Here is a 17551-nt window from a genome sequence, read left to right on the forward strand (position 1 = left end):
AAAGACCCTTTCGGAAGGTGTCAGACTTGGATCTGTCCGGCCATCTGCTGCAGCGTGAGCACGACGAACTCGGCAGGCTTCAGCGGGGCGAAACCGACGACGATGTTGACGATGCCGAGGTTCCGGTCGTTCTGGGTGGTGGTGCTGGCATCGCACTTCACGAAGTAGGCGTCCTTGGGCGACTGCCCCTGGAAGGCCCCCTGGCGGAACAGGTTGTTCATGAACGCGCCCACGTTCAGCCGGATCTGCGCCCAGAGCGATTCATCGTTGGGTTCGAACACGACCCATTTGACGCCGCGATAGAGGCTTTCCTCGATGTAGAGCGCCAGCCGCCGGATCGGCACGTATTTGTATTCGGAAGCGAAGCCATCGTCGCCGTCCATGGTGCGGGCGCCCCAGTTGACGATACCGTTGGGGAAGACGCGGATGGTGTTGATGCCCTTGGGGTTCATCACCCCGTTTTCGCCATCGGTGAACCGGTACTGGACCCCGGTCACCCCGCGCAGATCGGCCTCGGTCCCCGCAGGTGCTTTCCACACCCCGCGCGCGGCATCGATCCGCGCCATCAGGCCCGCGATCGCGCCGCTTGGCCCCACGAACACGTCCTTGCCCGCCTCGGTGATCTTGAGGTTCGGGTAGAACACCGCCGCGTAGTCCTTGACGAGGCCGATGCGCAGCGTGTCGACGCCGACCGTCGGTCCTGCGGCTTTCTGGGAATCGGTCCAGTCGGACGGCGGATCCATGATCAGGAACGCGCGGCGGCGCTGGCAGAAGATGCTGGCCGGCCCCCACAGGGCGCGGGTCGTTGCATCGGAATGGCCCGAATCCTTCGGCAGCACGAGCAGATTGAACAAGTCGATCTCGCGGTCGGCCGTCTGATAGGCGCGCTCGTAGTCCGCCGCGCTGGGCGGCCCGCCGTTGACACCGGCAACGACGCCCGCCTGGAATGCGCCGCCTGCGCTGCCGAGGCTGTAGTAGCGGGTGTTCTGGTTGAAGCTGGCGCCGATGTCGGTCCCCGAAGTGGTCACGGCCGCCGAAAGGGTGTCTGGGCCGCTGACGGGGAGGATCGCCAGACGCGAACCCCAGACCTCTGCCGTCCATGGGAACAGGGGATTGGCCGCTCGCATGCCCTGGATGGCGGCGGCGATGAGCCCCAGCTTCTCGCGTACGCCGTCCGAAACCGGATCGGGGGGCGCGGCGGGTTTGGCGCTGTTGCGGTCTTGGAAGAAGCGGGGATCGGCGATGGGCAAGGCCGGCGCCGCCACGGCTGTCGGCGTGGTCGCGAGCAAGGGGCCGAGCGGCACGTCGACTCCGCCGATGGTGATCTTGCCTAGTGCGGTGCCGCCGGTCTGCTTGAGTTCGGCAAAGGCGATCGCGTTTGTTCCGGCAGCGTGGTTGGGTGCGAACACGATGCCGCTGGGCGCGGGCCGGCTGGCAGCCCAGCGCGATACTTCCGCGCCGCCCTGCGCGGTTCCCAGCATGAGCGCGGCGGCAATGTCGGTCGCCGGGTTCGGGCCGGGGAAGATCTTCACGTCACCATTGGCCGATGCGATGCGCAGCAGCTTGGTCGTCTGGTTGTTTTCGCCGGTCTGCCCCGCAGGTCCGGTCTCCAGGGTGACCGTCACCACTGACGGGCTCACCCGCGCGTTGATGAGCGCGGCAAGCGCGGTGCGGATGTTCGTCTGGATGGTCGCGGGGTTGAGCAGCGGGGCGACGGTGAAATCGAGATCGCCGAGATCGACCAGCTGCGCCGGGCTGCCATCGACCGAAATGCGGAACTGAAAGTTGGTGCGGGATGCCGTCTTGCCGAACAGCGCGATGAGCTCGCTGCGCAGGATGGCGTTCGATGCCGCAGCGACGGGACGCCCCCCTTGCGAGAAGCCGGGGCCGCCCGGTGCAGCACTGGAATCGACCGCGGTGACGAGCTGCGATTGCTGCGTCAGGATGTCGGCTGCATAGCGCGGACTAGCCGGGTTCATGCTGAGGCCGACGTAGTATTCGCCATCGACCCTGGTATCCGCGCCGGTGCTGCTTCTGGCCCAGCGGAACACTTCCATGTTGAAGGTCGCCTCCGGATCGCCGGTGCCATAGCTGACGCCGATGCGGATATCGTTGCCCAGCGCGCCGGGGGACCGCGCGGTGATATCGAGCGACGGCAGCTTGCTTTCGGTCAGCAGCTGGACCTTGGCCGCCTTGACCGTCTTGGCGCCCATTTCGTCGGCGATGCGCGAGACGTAGCACTGGGTTCCGCCGTTCTGGAAAAACAGCCGGACGGCGCGGGCGAGATCGCCGCCAGCGTTCTGGCTGGTGAATGCACGCTCGAAATCCTCGATGCTCAGGCACTGGATCGGATCGTAGAGCGGGCCTTTCAGCGCGCGCCCGACAAAGAGGCCAATCGACGTGCCGACGCCGGTTATCGTTCTGACACCGCTGGGAATTTCCTGAACGTAAACACCGGGATAGGTGAGGCTGACGGGCATGGCGCGCTTCCTTGCAAGTCCGGGCGGTGCTGACCGTTTCTGGCGCACCCGAGGGTTATCGGCCGATGGATGATCGGTCGAAGCAAAAGGAGACAGTAAGCTCCAGCAACAGGCATGTTGTTAGAGAGTAAAAAGGGCTGATTACCGGTGCTAATCCGGCAAAATAGGGGCGATCAGATAAAATTCGCCGACAAGACGCCTCGACCCCCGGAACCGTCACATACGGCGATCCCGTTGGCGAAATATGTGGCGAAACCGCTGAAAATGTGCGTTTTTTGCTTCGTCCCTCGAAGGAACGTTGTTCGACCCGTATTCGAACCGTGTCAAAATATGTGATTCTTTGCAGGAGTGTCAACTGTAGATCGTCGCGCAAAAAACACAGTCTATCCGCGAATACTATAGGTTAACTCTGAATAAACTACACATTTGTAACCTGGCGACTCGAATCGATCAGTGCCCCTTTCCCGTCGCCGCGGGACATGCCACATCGCTTGGCGGGAGAGACCAAGCGATGACCTGGCAAGCCGAAATCGATGAATTGCGCCGCCGCGAGGCCATGGCCGAGAAGATGGGCGGGGCCGAAAAGGTCGCGCGCCAGCATGGGCGGGGCAAGCTTGATGCGCGGGCGCGGATCGCAGGGCTCGTCGACGCTGGGTCCTTCCGCGAGATTGGCAAGATCGCCGGCAAGGGGCACTACAATGCTGCGGGCGACCTGACCGACCTCAGCGCTTCTAACCTGATCTTCGGCCGCGCCGACATCGAAGGCCGCCCGGTGGTCGCCTCCGCCGATGATTTCACCGTGCGCGGCGGGGCTGCAGATGCTGCCATCCATCGCAAGTTCACGCAGTGCGAAAAGATGGCCCACACCTTGGGCATCCCGATCATCCGCATGATCGACGGAACCGGCGGCGGCGGCTCGGTGCGCACGCTGGAGGAAATCGGCGCGACATACGTGCCGGCGGTCCCCGGCTGGTCCGATGTGATCCGCAACCTCGATACCGTGCCCGTGGTTGCCCTCGCGCTCGGGCCGACAGCGGGGCTGGGCGCGGCGCGCGTGGTGGCGAGCCACTACTCGCTGATGGTGAAAGGGCTCTCGCAGCTCTTTGCAGCCGGGCCGGCAGTGGTCGAGGCGCTGGGCGAGGCGAGCGACAAGGAAAGTCTGGGCGGCAGCGCGATCCACACCCGCAACGGCGTGGTGGATGACGAAGTGGCGAGCGAAGCCGAGGCCTTCCAGCGCGCCCGCCGTTTCCTCTCCTACCTGCCCAGCCGCGTAGGCCAGCCTGCCCCGCGCACCAAGCCGCGCGACCGCATCGATCGCCGCGAGGAGTTCCTCCTCTCTGCCGTCCCGCGCGATTCCAGGCAGGTCTATTCGATGCGCAAGGTAGCCGAAGCCGTGGCCGACAAGGGCAGCGTGTTTGAAATGGGCCGCCAATGGGGCCGCGCCGCGATCACTGCCTTTGCCCGGTTCGACGGCTGGCCGGTGGCGCTGCTCGCCAGCGATCCCTCGTTCCTCGGCGGATCGTGGGAAGCCCGCACATCCGAGAAGGTCGAGCGCTTCGTCAAGCTGGCAGACCAGTTCCGCCTGCCGATCGTCCATCTCGTCGACAATCCCGGTTTCATGATCGGCCTGGCCGCCGAAACCAGCGGTACGATCCGCTACGGCGTGCAGGCGATGAACGCGATCTACCGTGCGACGGTCCCGCTCGCTTCGGTCATCGTGCGGCGCGCCTATGGCATCGCGGGGAGCGCGATGAGCAATGCGGACGAGTTTCAGTACCGCTTCGCCTGGCCTTCGGGCGACTGGGGCAGCTTGCCGATCGAGGGCGGGATCGAAGTGGCCTACAAGTCCGAGCTCGAACAGGCTGAGGACCCGGCCGCGCATCTCGCCGCGATCCGCGAGCGCCTGAACAGGGTGCGCTCGCCGTTCCGCACCGCCGAGCGCTATGCCGTGGAGGACATCATCGATCCGCGCGACACCCGCCCGCTGCTGTGCGAATTTGCCGAATTGGCATGGGCGAGACTGGGCACTGCAAGCTAGCGGTGCGTCGCTAGACGCTCCAGCACGAGATCCAGCAGCGCGCGCAGGCGCGGCTGGCGTTTCATGTCGCGGTGATAGCCGAGCCAGGTGTCTCGCGAGGGCGGCACGGACCCCAGGTCTACAGCCTCGATCCCCGGCGTGGCCTGCCCGAGGGGGATGGGCAACACGGCAAGCCCCACGCCCAACGCACAGAGCTGTGCCTGCATGTCGCGGCTATTGCTCCGCGCGGCAATCTGTGCGCCCGGCAGCGCCTGCATCAACCAGTCGACATCGGGCATTGCGCTGAAGGCGGTATCCATCACGATCACTGGCCAGGCCCTGCCATCGCCCGCCACGGGCTTTGCGCTGCCGGCTTGCGTATAGACGGCATAGGGCATCGTTATCAGCCGCCGTGCGATCACCTCCGGCTCGTCGAACCCGGTGATACGGAAGACCAGATCGGCCTCGCGCCGAGCAAGGCTGTAGACCCGCGCATCCGTGAGCGTTTCGACCACGACGCCCGGATGCCGCCGGTGGAATTCCGCGAGCACGGGCGCGAGCACGATCCGCCCGAACCAGTCGGAGCAGGTCAGCCGCAACATGCCCTCCAGCCCCGCTTCGCTCCCCGCCAGTTCGCGCGCCAGCGCTTGCGCTTCGGCCTCCATCCGCTCGGCGTGGCGCAGCATGACCTCGCCGTCGTCGGTGAGGACGAAGCCATCGCTGCTGCGCTGGAACAGCGTGAGACCGATCGCTTCCTCAAGCGCGCGCAGCCGCCGCCCCATCGTGGGCTGCGATTGCCCGATCCGGCGCGCGGCGCGGCCAAGCGTACCCTCGCGCGCGATGGCGAGGAACACCGGCAGATCGCTCCATTCGAGAGGGGGTGTCGGCATCGCCTGATCCATTCAAAATTGAATGAATATCATGCATTCATTTGGATTTCAGTTCAAGGCTGAACCGGTCATCCTCGGGCCATCACGAGGAGAAAGACCATGTCCCACAATACCATGCTCGCTGCCATCGTCGAAACCGCCGATGGTCCCTTCATCATCCGCGAAATTGCCCGCCCGGTTCCGGCCAGCCGACAAGTGCTGGTGCGCGTGCAGGCCAGCGGCACCAATCCGCTCGATGCCAAGATCCGCGCCGGGCAGGCCGCCCACGCCCGTCAGGCCTTGCCCGCCGTGCTCGGCATGGACCTTGCCGGGGTGGTCGAAAAGGTTGGCAGCGGCGTTTCGGGCTTTGCGCCCGGCGACGAAGTCTACGGCTTCACCGGCGGAGTGGCCGGGATGCAGGGCTCGCAGGCCCAGTATGTCGCGGCCGATGCGCGGCTGCTGGCGCACAAGCCCGCCAATCTGACAATGCGCGAGGCGGCGGTGCTGCCGCTGGTGGTGATCACTGCCTGGGAAGGCCTGATCGACCGGGCCGGGATCCGCCCGGGGCAGACGGTGCTCGTGCTGGGCGGTGCTGGTGGGGTTGGCCATGTCGCAGTGCAGATCGCGCTGGCCCACGGCGCGAAAGTCTATGCCACTGCGTTCCGCCATGATCACGAGTATCTGCGGGGCCTCGGCGCGGTGCCGATCGACGCGGAGCAGCCGGTCGAGGACTTTGTTGCCGAGCACACCGGCGGCGCGGGCTTCGATGTCGTCTATGATACCGGCGGTGGGGCGCTGCTCGATGCCGCGTTCAAGGCGGTGCGGCGGCTGGGCCATGTGGTCAGCTGCCTCGGCTGGGGCACGCATCCGCTGGCGCCGCTTTCGTTCAAGCAGGCGACCTATTCGGGCGTCTTCACGCTCCACGCGCTGCTGGCGGATGAAGGCCGCGCCCATTTCGGCAAGATTCTGGAAGCCGCCGCTGCCTTGGCCGAAGGCGGGCAACTGCTTCCCCGGCTTGATCCGCGCAGCTTCACGCTGGCCGAAGCGGCTGCTGCCTACGACGCCGTGCTGGGGCGCAATGGCGCCGAACGCCAGCGCGGCAAGATTGCCATCTCGATCGATTGAGGAAGAGACCATGACCACTTCAAACCAAGCCCCCAACTCCGGTAAAGTCTGGCTCATAACCGGCGCCTCCTCCGGTTTTGGCCGGATCCTTGCCGAACTGGCGCTGGCACGCGGCGATGCCGTTGTCGCCGCCGTCCGCAATCCCGCCGCGCTGGCCGACCTTGGCGAGCGCTATCCGCAGCACCTCATGCCCTTTGGACTGGATGTGACCGACCGCCATGGCCCGGCCGCTGCTGTCGCCGCCATCGAGGAACGGTTCGGGCGGCTCGACGTGCTGGTCAACAACGCCGGTTTCGGCCTGATCGGCGCGGTTGAGGAACTGGAGCCGCACGAATATCGCCCGATGTTCGAGACCAACCTGTTCGGCCTGATCGAGACGACCCGCGCCGCGCTGCCGCTGATGCGGCGCAGTGGGGGCGGCCGGATCGTGAACCTGTCGTCGGTCGGCGGCTTCACCGGCCGGCAGGGTTTCGGCCTCTATAATGCCAGCAAGTTTGCGGTCGAAGGCCTATCCGAAGCGCTTGCGGAGGAAGTCGCGCCGTTCGGGATCAAGGTGATCATCGTCGAGCCCGGCGCGTTCCGCACGGCGTTTCTGGGCCGCTCGATCACCGCTGGGGCGACGCGCCTGGCTGCCTATGAGCCGACCAGCGGCGCGACCCGCGATTTCAGCGCCGCCAACAACGGCGCGCAGCCCGGCGATCCGGCACGCGGCATGGCGCTGCTGATGCAGGCCATTCTGGCCGAAGCACCCCCGCTGCGCCTGCCACTGGGGCGCGATGCGCTGGTGCGGATCGATCGCAAGCTGGCGATGGTTGCGGCCGATATCGCGCCTTGGCGGTCACGCTCGGAAGAGACCGCGTTTGATGGTCCGACGCTATGAGCCGGGGGCCATTTCAGCCCTTGGCAAGTGCTGCCGCTTGCTCAGGCGAAAGCCATGGGCAAGCGGTGCACGATCCGCATCGCGCTGATCAGCCAGCGGCCCTCGCGCCGCTCGAGCCTGGGGAAGTACGTACCGGCCTCGATTGGCGTGATCGTGCCCTGCGCGCCGAACGTGCCCTGCGGCCAGCCGTCTGCGGGCTCTTGTGTTGCGGCAATGGCGAAGACCATGAACTGGGCGTCGACGATTGCGACATCGCCGGTGATCGTGATGATCGGCGCAGAAATGATGTTCTGACTCCACTCTCCATGGCCGTGCGGCAGCATCATCTGTCCGACAGCACCGTGGATCGCCCGCCTTCCTTGCAGTGTACCGATCGGCGTCAGTTCATCGCCGGCCGCGTTGAATATCTCGATTGTGGCATCTCCAGCGAACAGATCGGCCATGGCATCTGCATCGCGGGCATCATGCGCGCGTGCGTACAGCCCGAGCACATTGTTGATAAGGGTGGTGTCGTCCATGTGCGTTGCTCCTGCCTAGATGAAGTAGCCGCCCGAGACTTCGATGCGCTGGGCGTTGACCCAGGCCATTTCCGGCCCGAGCAGCGCGGCAACCACGCCCGAAATGTCCTCCACTTCGCCGACCCGGGCATGCGCGGTCTCGCGCTCGACCATCGTCACGAACTCGGCAGGAATGCCGCCCGCCAGCCCGGTGTGCACGGCACCGGGCGCGACGGTGTTGACGCGGATGCCGCGCGGGCCAAACTCCTTGGCCATGTAGCGGGTGAGCGTCTCCAGCCCGCCCTTGAACGCGGCATAGGGCGCGACGCCCACGCTGGCGACGCGGGTGGTCGCGCTGCCGATGTTCACGATCGAACCGCCGTGGGCAAAGAGCGGCAGCAACGCCTGGGTCAGGAAGAACGGACCTTTGAGGTGGACGCGGTAGAGCGCATCGAACGCCTTCTCGCTGAAGGTTTCGATCGGCTCGAATCCGCCTTCACCGGCATTGTTGACCAGCGCGCCGAGGGCACCGGCGCCCCAGCGATCGGCGAGCAGGCTGCGCACTTCATCACGAAACGCGGCGAAGGTATCGCTGCGTGCCACATCAAGATAGAGCGCGGCTGCTTCACCGCCGTCCTCTGCGATCTGCCGCACGAGGGCCTGGGCTTCGTCCTTGCCAGTGCGGTAGGTGGCGATGACGGCCATCCCTTTCGCGGCGCAGGCGCGGGCAATATCGCGGCCAATGCCGCGACTGGCGCCTGTGATGATAACGGTCTGCATGGGGATTCCTCCAGCGATTGTCTGTCGCTGGTCAGTACCCGGCCGGCCATGAACCTGTCTTTGTGCGATCCTGCTCGGGATTTGCACGATCGTGCCTCAGATGGCCGGCAAGCCATCGCGCTCGTCCCCGATCCGATGCAAGCGCGCATCGGCCGCGCGATCGCATACATCTGCCGCCATTTCGCGCGGCCCATCGCGGTCGCGGAGCTGGCGGACATCGCCGCGCTCAGCAAGTCCGCGTTTCACCGCCAGTTCAAGGCAGCGACGGGGTTGAGTCCTGTCCAGTTCCAGAAGCGGCTGCGCCTGCTGCATGCGCGCTCGGTGCTAATCAGAGCAGGCGGTAGCGTGGCCGAGGCTGGCCACGCGGTTGGTTTTGACAGCGTTGCGCAGTTCACCCGCGACTATGCGCGGTTCTTTGGCCTCCCGCCCGCCAAGGACCGCAACCGCATCCGGCGGGCGTTGCTTGGCGCATGATTTCCAGCCGCGCCTCTTCCGTCAGCTCGTGGTTCGCCGCAGCATGCTGATCGTGTTGTCGCGGTAGTGCTGCATGAGGGTGTGCAGGTTGATCGCGGAAGGATTGGCCAGCCACTGGTAGACAAGGCCGAAGATGAACGCGCTGAATTCCACCGCGAAGCTTTCCGGATCGACGCCGGGGCGCACTTCACCATCGCTGATCGCCTGCGCCAGCCAGCGCGCCGTATCCTTGCGATAGGCGATGTGATTGGCGGCAAGGCGGCGGCGAACCAGCGGGTAGCTGCTGATCGATTCAAACCACAGAATATACATCGCCTGCATCTGCTTGGTGCGGTTGAGCAGGAAGAACTCCACCGCATCGAGCGCGCCTTCGATGGCAGCTAGCCCGGTGTTCTTGCCGACGAAGCGGCGCAGCTCTGCCGCCCACTTCTCGTTGAAGTCCCGCACCAGGAAGCCGAACAGCGTTTCCTTCGAGCCGAAGCGATTGCTGGCAAGGCCGCGGCTGTAGCCGGCGCGTTCGCCCACTTCCTTGAGCGTGGTGTTGTGCGTGCCATGCTCGCAGATGAGGTGCATGGCCGCCTCGAACATGCGCGCGTCCGAAAGCGCAGTGCGTTCGCCCTGGGTCAGCCTCGGGCGCTCGACCGGAAGTTCGCCGGGAGGGGAGATATTCACGTTCAAACCTAGTCTCCGGAGGTGAACCCAGTTTCCACGATGACAGTCATCCCTCCGGCTTCGAACTGCTCCCTGAGTGTCTTCTTGTCGAACTTGCCGACACTGGTCCTCGGGATGAAGTCCGCATGTGCCCAATACTCGGGTATCATGAATCTGGCAAACCGCTCCCTGAGGCCTGCACGCAATGCGGCGGGGACAACTTGCGCACCGGCATCGGCAACCACGACCGCAAGCGGGCGTTCCTCCCAGCGCGGATCGGGGATCGCGAAGACGGCGGCCTCGGCCACCCCGGGGAGCGCGGCGATCGCATTCTCGAGATCGGCCGAGGAAATCCACTCACCGCCCGACTTGATGAGGTCCTTGGCGCGGTCCGTCACCTCGACAAAGCCGAGCGCATCGATCCGGCCGACATCGCCGGTCCGCAGCCAGCCATCGGCGGTGAGGCGGGTATCCTCCGGCGCCTCGTGCAGATAGCCGCCGGTCACCCATGGTCCGCGCAGTTGAAGGTGACCCATGGCCTTGCCGTCTTCGGGAAGCGGGCGGTCTTCGTCATCTACGATCCGCACATGCATGCCGGGGACGGGCCGCCCGGCCTTTGCACGCCATGGGGTCTCGCCCTCAGGGCCGGTTTCGCGCGGGGGGAACGAGAGGACGCACATCGGGCTCGTCTCGGTCATGCCCCAGCCTTGCACGACATCCACGCCCCATGCCGCCTTCACCCGCTCGATCAGGCTGGCCGAGACCGCCGAGCCGCCCGAGACAATGGTGCGGAACGAGGACAGGTCAAGCGGCGCTTTGGCGTGGGCCTGAAGCAGATCGTTGAGGATCGTGGGCACCGCGGCCATCAAGGTCGGGCGCTCCTGCGCGATGAGGCGGGCAAGATGCGCGCTCTGGAGGTGCGGGCCGGGCAGGATCAGGTCGCTGCCCGCAAGCCAGCCCGAATAGGGCATGCCCCAGGCATTGGCATGGAACATCGGCGGGACCATCAGGATGCGGTCGCGGTTGGAAATCGCGAAGGTATCCGCCGCCATCGAGGCAAGGCTGTGGAGCCAGACCGAGCGGTGCGAATAGGCGACGCCCTTGGGCAGGCCGGTGGTGCCCGATGTGTAGCAGATCGCCGCCGCGTCGGTCTCGACAAGCTGCGGCCATGCCCGCATCGGCGCGGCGTTGGCGATCAGGTCCTCATAGGTGTGAATCTGGCCGGCAAATCCTTCGATGCGCGCCGGGGCATCGCCGATGACGATGACATGGCCGAGCGCCGGGCATTCGCCGAGTACCGGCGCGACGGCATCAAGCAGCACCGCATCGACCAGCAGCGCGCGGTCTGCGGCGTGGTTCATGATGTAGCGGATCTGCTCCGCCGGCAGCCGTACATTGAGCGTATGGAGCACCGCGCCCATGGCCGGGACCGCGAGATAGGCTTCGAGGTGTGCGGGCGAGTTCCAGCAATAGGTCGCGACTGGCTCGCCAGTTGGCAGACCCAGCGCCGCCAGCGCTCCGGCCAGATGGCGCGCGCGGGCGGCGGTTTCGGCAAAGCTGCGCGTCCGGGTGGCGGTGCCGTCGAAGGAAACCACGCGGCTCTGGCCGAACAGTCGTTCGCCGCGATCGAAGATCATCTGCGTTGAAAGCGGATGATCCATCATCGTTGCCTTCACCGCACTTTCCCCTGTTCGAGGATCGCCGCCGCTTCGCGGAGCAGGGCGGGCACATCGCGTTCGAGGCCGCGCGAATAGGCGGTGTCGACCTTGCCGCCCGCGTGGAGCACCCATGCCCCTTCGACGATGGCGGCAAGGCGCCATGCGGCGAACACGATGTAGTAGTCGATGTGGTCGTGGTCGAAGCCCGTTACGGCGGACCAATGCTCGGCCAGTGCGCGCGCGGGGAGGGCGCCCGGCCGGTTGGTCAGGCCCTGCACGAAAGGAAAGCCGCGCTCGGCCTCAGGGTCGCGCTGCCAGAAGAACAGGCAGAGCCCGAGATCGACGAGCGGATCGCCCAAGGTCGCCATCTCCCAATCGAGGATGAGGCGCAGCTCGGGCCGGTCAGGCGCGACGAGGCAATTGTCGAGGTGGTAGTCGCAATGGATCACGCTCTCCTTGCCTCTGGCGGGCTGGTTGGCGAGCAGCCATGCGCCAATCTCCTCCATCAGCGGAAGATCGCGCACGCGGTCCGCCGCGCGCACCTTGAGCCAGCGTTCGACCTGCCGCTGCACGAAGCCTTCGGGCCGCGCGAAATCGGGCGGGAGAATGGTGCGCCAATCTACCGCATGGACGCGGCCAATGCCTTCGACCATGGCGAGGCCGAGCCGGTTCACCGTCTCGTCGGTATCGGGCCAGCCGGCGGGGAGGTGCTCGGTGAGCGCGACGCCTTCCACCCATTCGGTGACCGCGAACGGCTGGCCGATGATCGCGGGATCGCCGCACCACGCCACCGCTTTGGGTACGGGCGCAAGCCCTGTCAGCGCGGAGATGACGCGGTACTCGCGCTCGATCCCGGCAGCGGCCTTGTCCGAGATCACGTTGACCGGCGGATGGCGCAACACGAGCCGGCCTTCGCGGCTTTCGATCAGGCGAGTGACATTGGAATTGCCGCCGGCGAGCACCGGACCAGGCGCGATATCCCTACGTCCGGTCGCCTCTTCCAGCCATGCCTGCAGGCGCCTTTCGGCGTCTACAGGTTGCACATCAGGCCTCCGTCGGTGAACACGACGGACCCGGTCATGTAAGGTGCGTTCGCGACCCACCAGCACACATCGGCCATTTCCTCGACCGTGCCCATGCGCTGGAGCGGAATGCGGCTGATGATGGCCTTGCGCGCGCGCTCGGAAATGGTCGCGGTCATCTCGGTCATGACGAAGCCGGGCACGACCATGTTGACCCGGATCTGCCGCCGCGCGAGCTCCACGGCAAGCACGCGCGTAAGGCCCGTCAGGCCGGCCTTGGAAGCCCCGTAGCAACTATCGCCCGGGAACCCTCTGAAGCCGACCACCGCGCCCACGTTCACCACCGATCCGCCTGCGGGCATCAGCCCGGCCAGCGCACGGATCATCCGCATCGGGGCGGTGAGATTGGTGGCGAGCGTCGCTTCCCAGTCCTCATCCGCGATCCGGTCGAGCCCGCCGCCGCGGTGCAGCCCGGCATTGTTGACAAGCACATCGAGCCCGCCCCACCGCGCATCGACCTCGGCGGCAATACGCGCGACGTCTTCAGCCTTGGTGACGTCTGCGGAAATGCCGAAGACGTCTCCGCCGATCGCCGCCGCGATCCCGGCAATGCCACGATCGCGGCCGACGATGCAGACCCGCTCGCCCCGGCTGGCAGCGAGCGCGGCAACCGCGTGGCCGATGCCGCGCGATGCCCCGGTCACCAGCCAGCGGCGGGCTTCTGGCCCGGTGGGTGCAGGAACCTCAACCATGTTGCCTGCTGCTCCGAATCAGAACGTCTGCGTCACGGCAACGCCCCACGAACGCGGCGGACGCGCGGCGCCGTAGCTCCAGACGCCCTGAACATCGTAGCCGATGGTCCAGCCGTTCTCGTCGATCAGGTTCTTGCCGAAGACGCTGATCATGGTCTTGTTGATCTTGTAGCTGATCGAGGCGTCGAGCATGTTCTGCCCGCCGTTGCGCAAGTTGGGGTTGTTGAGGAAGGTCAGCTCGTGCGCGCCGATGTGGTGCAGTTCTGCATTCACCATCAGCGTGCCGGGGCCGACATTGTTTTCATAGGATGCGCGCAGATCCCAGGTCCACTTCGGCGCGCGGCGGATCTTGAGGAACGTCGCATCGACCGGCGTGCCGGTGCTGTAGATGTCCCCGAAGAAGTCCTTGTACTTGGCATCGAGGTACCCAAGGTTGCCGCCGATGGTGAAGTTGGAGGTGACCCGCGCGGTCAGATCCAGCTCGACGCCCTTGAGATCGGCCTTGGAGGCATTGATCGTACGGTTTTCGCGCCCTGTCGAGGTGCCGGGGGCCGGCACGTCGAGATCCTGCTGCATGTCCTTGTACTTCATCATGTAGAACGCGCCGTTGAGGCGGACCCGGTCATTCAGGAACTGGGTCTTGAAGCCCAGCTCGTAGTTGTCGAGCGTTTCGGGGTTATAGGGCGTGGTGGCAGCGCCGATCGTGGCGGGGCGGCCGTTGAACCCGCCGCCGCGATAGCCGCGCGACCACAGCGCGTAAGTCATGACTTCAGGCGTGAAGTTGTAGCTGAGGCTGACCTTGGGGGTGAACTTCGACCAGCTCGCCTGGATCGGTGTCGGCATCACGATGTTGACCCCGGCCACCGGCGGGAGCGTGACGATCGGGTTCTTCTCTTCCAGCGTGCCGTAGATGAAGATCGTCTTGTCGTTCACCTGCGTGGTCTTGGTGTCATGGGTGTAGCGCCCGCCGACGGTGAGCTTGAGCTTGTCGGTGAACTTGTAGTCGCCTTCGAAGTAACCGGCCCACGATTTGGTCGTCTGCGTCACGTCCTGCGCGCTGGTGAGCAGCGGCGGGCCGGCAAAGCCGATATAGTTCTTGAGGTTGATCGTGTACTTGGAGAACCACTGGTAACCGCCGAGCACGAAGGTGAGCGGGCCATTGCCCCCCATGATGAGGCGGGCCTCATTGGTCACCTGCCGCCAGCGGGCGGGACGATCGGTGTGGTATAGCGTCTGCGGGGTGGAATCGAAGTCCTGATTGATCGATTCCTTGGTCTTCAGGTACCCGAGGATATACTCGAAATCGAGGTTGCTGCCGAGCTCGTACTTCAGTTTGCCGATCGCCATGTCGAGCTGGAAGCGGGCGCTCTTGTCGACCGGGGCATTGCTGACGCTGACATAGCGGTCACCCGTGATCGGCTGATCGGGCTTGGGCGAGCAATACTTGTAGGCCGCGCAGAACAGGTCGGTCGGTTTCGCCAGCGCCGAAAGCTGCGGCGGGTCCTGCCGGGTGAGCTGGTGATCATAGCTCAGGCTGATTTCCAGCGCCGGGGTGGGGGTGAGCAGCAGCTGGCCGCCGATGGCGCGGAAATCGGACTTCTGACCGGGCTGGTTGAAGGTCTTGTTGAAGATGTAGCCGTCGGACGAGTTGTAGGCGCCGGAGACCTTGAAGGCGACATTGGGCGCAAGGCCCATGCTGACGACGCCCTGGAAATCGAAGGTGTCGAAGCTGGAGTAGGTGCCACGCACCTTGCCGGTCAGTTCCTGCGTCGGGCGCGAGCGAGCGAGGTTGATCACGCCGCCGGTGGCGTTGCGGCCAAACAGCGTGCCCTGCGGTCCGCGCAGCACTTCGACGCGGTCGACGTCGATGGCCTTCAATAGGCTGCCCGAGCTCTGGCCGAGGTAGATATCGTCGATCACCACGCCGACAGCGGGATCGACCGACTTCTCCACGTCGGCCACGCCGATGCCGCGGATGTAGATGGCAGCAACGCCGCCCGGGCCTTGCTGGGTATCGTCGATCAGCACGTTGGGCGCGGAGTTGGCAAAGTCGCGGACGTCGGAATCGAAGCGCTTGGCCAGATCGGTCGCGCCAAGTGCGCTGATTGAGGAGGACACGCTTTGCAGGTTTTCCGTACGCTTGCGCGCGGTCACCACGATCGCTTCAAGCCCCTCACTCGATTCGCTGGTGTTTGCGTCGCTGGCACCCGCCTGCTGGGCGTGAACTTCGCCCGCAACCAGTCCGGCGGCTGAAATGGACGCCGCCAGAAGCGCGCGCATTGCCTTTACCGACATGCTCATCCCGTCTCTCCCTCTCATGCCCCGCTCTTTCGGCGTGGCCCCATTATCCTCAGCGGCGGCGTCCTTTTGGTCTGCGCTTGCGGGCAGGGTATTCCCCGTCCTGTCGCACAGCGGACCTCGCTGCCTGCGGGGCATCTACCAAACTTGCTATACCCAAACAAGTTATATTGCGGAGAGCGTACCCGTTTGAATCCGCGGCGCTTTGACATTGACTAGCATTTTTGGGGAACATGCGCGGATTGTGCCGGTCTGTGCGCGTTCGGGCGTCTCAAATTTTGCTTGTCTGAAACTAGTAAGTGTGGTCCACAAGGCGCCATAACGAACAAGGGAGAGGTCCGATGAGCGGCAGGCTCGAGGGCAAGGTGGCGCTCATTTCCGGCGGAGCGAGCGGACTCGGCGAGGCCCAGGCCATGCTCTATGCCCGCGAAGGCGCGCGCGTGCTGATCGGCGACCTTCAGGAAGATCTGGGCGCGGGCGTTGTCGCCAAGATCAAGGATGCGGGCGGCAAGGCTGCTTTCACCCGGCTCGACGTGACCGACCTTGCCAGCTGGCAAACAGCCGTGGCGCTGACAGTGGAAACCTTCGGCAAGCTGACCACGCTGGTGAACAATGCCGGCATCTTCCACCCCGGCGGAATCGTCGATGAAACGCCCGAAGGCTGGGCAAAGATGGTCGCGGTCAACCAGACCGGCGTGTTCTACGGCATGAAGGCAGGCGCGCCCGAACTGGTGAAGGCTGGTACGGGTTCCGCCATCGTCAACATTTCCTCGCTCTACGGCCTCATCGGCAGCCCCGGCGCGATCAGCTACCATGCCTCCAAGGCCGCCGTGCGCGTGATGGGCAAGGGCGCCGCGCTCGAGTTCGTGAAGCAGGGCGTGCGCGTGAACACGATTTTTCCCGGCCAGATCCGCACGCCAATCCTGGGCGATATCACGCCCGAGCAGGACGCGGCGATCAAGGCTTCGATCCCCATGGGCGTGGTCGGCGAACCGATGGACATCGCCCACGCCTCGCTGTTCCTCGCCTCTGACGAGGCGCGCTACATCACGGGTGCGGAACTGTGGGTCGATGGGGGCTGGTATGCAGGTTGCTAAGAAGGTGAGCATTTAAGCGATGGCGTGGGATTTTTCGACCGAACCCGAGTTTGCCGAGAAGCTCGACTGGATGCGCGATTTCGTGAAGCGCGAGATCGAGCCGATGGACCTTGTGTTCCGCGGCCCCGGCGATCCGTTCGATCCGCGTTCCAAGGTGCGCCGGATCATGAAGCCGCTGCAGCAGGTGGTGAAGAACAAGGGCCTGTGGGCGTGTCACCTCGGCCCCGAGCTTGGCGGACAGGGCTATGGCCAGCTGCATCTCGGTCTTATGAACGAGATCCTCGGCCGCAGCCGCTTTGCGCCGACCGTGTTCGGCACGCAGGCGCCCGATACGGGCAACGCCGAAATCCTCGCGCGCTTCGGCACCGAGGAACAGAAAGCGCGCTATCTCCAGCCGCTGCTCGATGGCGATATCGTCTCGTGCTTCTCGATGACCGAGCCGCAGGCGGGCGCCGATCCGGGCGAATTCCTCTGCCGCGCGCGCGCCGACGGCGATGACTGGGTGATCGAGGGCGAGAAGTGGTTCGCCAGCCACGCCGACATGTCGGAATTCCTCATCGTGATGTGCATCACCGATCCCGATGTGGCGGTGCATGCGGGTTCCTCCACGATCATCGTGCCGCGCGATGCGCCGGGGCTGGAGATCGTGCGCAACACGGCTGTCGGACCCAAGGACGAGATCGGCAGCGGGGTGCACGGCTACTTGCGCTTCAACCAGTGCCGCGTGCCGCTGGCCAACACGCTTGGCACGGTTGGCGGCGGCTTCAACGTCGCGCAGTCGCGCCTCGGCGGCGGACGCATCCACCATGCCATGCGCACGGTGGGGATGCTGAACAAGGCGCTCGACATGATGTGCGAGCGCGCCGTCAGCCGCGTGACCAAGGGCGAGCGGCTGGCCGACAAGCAGATGGTGCAGGAGCGCATCGCCGACAGCTACACCCAGATCACCCA

The 17551-nt window shown here is 65.4% G+C and carries 15 protein-coding genes; 6 read left to right on the forward strand and 9 right to left on the reverse strand.

Annotated features, from left to right (window positions below; translation table 11 throughout):
* Positions 1-20: 20 nt before the first annotated feature.
* The gene (locus Q0071_RS20225) at positions 21-2480 is read right to left on the reverse strand and encodes a phage tail sheath subtilisin-like domain-containing protein (RefSeq protein ID WP_298174012.1); all 2460 of its coding nucleotides are present in this window, start codon (positions 2478-2480) and stop codon (positions 21-23) included.
* Positions 2481-2991: 511 nt separating this feature from the next.
* Here Q0071_RS20225 and Q0071_RS20230 point away from each other — a divergent pair.
* Positions 2992-4518: a carboxyl transferase domain-containing protein gene (locus Q0071_RS20230; protein WP_298174014.1), complete on the forward strand. Its 1527-nt coding sequence runs from the start codon at positions 2992-2994 to the stop codon at positions 4516-4518.
* Here Q0071_RS20230 and Q0071_RS20235 read toward each other — a convergent pair.
* The gene (locus Q0071_RS20235; RefSeq protein ID WP_298174016.1) at positions 4515-5387 is read right to left on the reverse strand and encodes a LysR family transcriptional regulator; all 873 of its coding nucleotides are present in this window, start codon (positions 5385-5387) and stop codon (positions 4515-4517) included. The two genes, Q0071_RS20230 and Q0071_RS20235, sit on opposite strands and share 4 nt — an antisense overlap.
* A 99-nt stretch (positions 5388-5486) precedes the next feature.
* Here Q0071_RS20235 and Q0071_RS20240 point away from each other — a divergent pair, with 99 nt between their 5' ends.
* Both Q0071_RS20240 and Q0071_RS20245 read left to right on the forward strand, forming a co-directional pair.
* The gene (locus Q0071_RS20240) at positions 5487-6491 is read left to right on the forward strand and encodes a zinc-binding dehydrogenase (protein ID WP_298174018.1); all 1005 of its coding nucleotides are present in this window, start codon (positions 5487-5489) and stop codon (positions 6489-6491) included.
* Between the two features lie 10 nt (positions 6492-6501).
* Entirely contained in the window at positions 6502-7371 is an 870-nt protein-coding gene (locus Q0071_RS20245) for an oxidoreductase (protein WP_298174020.1), read from the forward strand.
* Positions 7372-7412: 41 nt separating this feature from the next.
* Here Q0071_RS20245 and Q0071_RS20250 read toward each other — a convergent pair whose 3' ends face one another.
* Together Q0071_RS20250 and Q0071_RS20255 are read right to left on the reverse strand one after the other, a co-directional pair.
* A complete protein-coding gene (locus Q0071_RS20250) occupies positions 7413-7889 on the reverse strand; it encodes a nuclear transport factor 2 family protein (RefSeq protein WP_298174022.1) in 477 nt (158 codons plus the stop codon).
* Positions 7890-7904: 15 nt separating this feature from the next.
* Positions 7905-8648: an SDR family oxidoreductase gene (locus tag Q0071_RS20255; RefSeq protein WP_298174024.1), complete on the reverse strand. Its 744-nt coding sequence runs from the start codon at positions 8646-8648 to the stop codon at positions 7905-7907.
* Between the two features lie 81 nt (positions 8649-8729).
* On the opposite strand from Q0071_RS20255, the gene Q0071_RS20260 reads away from it, so the two are divergent.
* Positions 8730-9122 carry an AraC family transcriptional regulator gene (locus Q0071_RS20260; protein WP_298174026.1) on the forward strand — a complete coding sequence of 131 codons (393 nt, stop codon included), beginning with the start codon at positions 8730-8732 and terminating at the stop codon, positions 9120-9122.
* Between the two features lie 21 nt (positions 9123-9143).
* Here the strand turns inward: Q0071_RS20260 and Q0071_RS20265 are convergent, their stop codons facing one another.
* From Q0071_RS20265 to Q0071_RS20285, 5 genes are read right to left on the reverse strand one after another with little or no spacing between them, the layout of a single operon-like run.
* On the reverse strand, positions 9144-9794 hold the full coding sequence (locus Q0071_RS20265) for a TetR/AcrR family transcriptional regulator (RefSeq protein ID WP_298174028.1): 651 nt from the start codon (positions 9792-9794) through the stop codon (positions 9144-9146).
* Positions 9795-9802: 8 nt separating this feature from the next.
* Positions 9803-11563: a long-chain fatty acid--CoA ligase gene (locus Q0071_RS20270; protein ID WP_366886860.1), complete on the reverse strand. Its 1761-nt coding sequence runs from the start codon at positions 11561-11563 to the stop codon at positions 9803-9805.
* Positions 11446-12474 carry a phosphotransferase family protein gene (locus Q0071_RS20275; protein WP_298174030.1) on the reverse strand — a complete coding sequence of 343 codons (1029 nt, stop codon included), beginning with the start codon at positions 12472-12474 and terminating at the stop codon, positions 11446-11448. The genes Q0071_RS20270 and Q0071_RS20275 overlap by 118 nt, the downstream gene beginning before the upstream one ends.
* A complete protein-coding gene (locus tag Q0071_RS20280; protein WP_298174033.1) occupies positions 12462-13205 on the reverse strand; it encodes an SDR family oxidoreductase in 744 nt (247 codons plus the stop codon). The genes Q0071_RS20275 and Q0071_RS20280 overlap by 13 nt, the downstream gene beginning before the upstream one ends.
* 18 nt (positions 13206-13223) lie before the next feature.
* Positions 13224-15506, reverse strand: a complete 2283-nt coding sequence (locus Q0071_RS20285; RefSeq protein WP_298174035.1) for a TonB-dependent receptor — start codon at positions 15504-15506, stop codon at positions 13224-13226.
* Between the two features lie 338 nt (positions 15507-15844).
* Here Q0071_RS20285 and Q0071_RS20290 point away from each other — a divergent pair, with 338 nt between their 5' ends.
* On the forward strand, positions 15845-16600 hold the full coding sequence (locus Q0071_RS20290) for a glucose 1-dehydrogenase (protein WP_298174036.1): 756 nt from the start codon (positions 15845-15847) through the stop codon (positions 16598-16600).
* A gap of 19 nt (positions 16601-16619) precedes the next feature.
* Positions 16620-17551: acyl-CoA dehydrogenase family protein (locus Q0071_RS20295; protein ID WP_298174038.1), on the forward strand; the 932-nt coding region annotated here is incomplete at its 3' end.

Source organism: Novosphingobium sp. (assembly GCF_027486195.1).
Classification (GTDB): domain Bacteria; phylum Pseudomonadota; class Alphaproteobacteria; order Sphingomonadales; family Sphingomonadaceae; genus Novosphingobium.

Bases quoted from the DNA above. Each gene is read 5' to 3' on its own strand.
- Q0071_RS20225 (WP_298174012.1), bottom strand. From the start codon at position 2,480: ATGCCCGTCAGCCTCACCTATCCCGGTGTTTACGTTCAGGAAATTCCC.
- Q0071_RS20230 (WP_298174014.1), top strand. From the start codon at position 2,992: ATGACCTGGCAAGCCGAAATCGATGAATTGCGCCGCCGCGAGGCCATG.
- Q0071_RS20235 (WP_298174016.1), bottom strand. From the start codon at position 5,387: ATGCCGACACCCCCTCTCGAATGGAGCGATCTGCCGGTGTTCCTCGCC.
- Q0071_RS20240 (WP_298174018.1), top strand. From the start codon at position 5,487: ATGTCCCACAATACCATGCTCGCTGCCATCGTCGAAACCGCCGATGGT.
- Q0071_RS20245 (WP_298174020.1), top strand. From the start codon at position 6,502: ATGACCACTTCAAACCAAGCCCCCAACTCCGGTAAAGTCTGGCTCATA.
- Q0071_RS20250 (WP_298174022.1), bottom strand. From the start codon at position 7,889: ATGGACGACACCACCCTTATCAACAATGTGCTCGGGCTGTACGCACGC.
- Q0071_RS20255 (WP_298174024.1), bottom strand. From the start codon at position 8,648: ATGCAGACCGTTATCATCACAGGCGCCAGTCGCGGCATTGGCCGCGAT.
- Q0071_RS20270 (WP_366886860.1), bottom strand. From the start codon at position 11,563: ATGGGTGCTCCACGCGGGCGGCAAGGTCGACACCGCCTATTCGCGCGG.
- Q0071_RS20280 (WP_298174033.1), bottom strand. From the start codon at position 13,205: ATGGTTGAGGTTCCTGCACCCACCGGGCCAGAAGCCCGCCGCTGGCTG.
- Q0071_RS20285 (WP_298174035.1), bottom strand. From the start codon at position 15,506: ATGAGCATGTCGGTAAAGGCAATGCGCGCGCTTCTGGCGGCGTCCATT.
- Q0071_RS20290 (WP_298174036.1), top strand. From the start codon at position 15,845: ATGAGCGGCAGGCTCGAGGGCAAGGTGGCGCTCATTTCCGGCGGAGCG.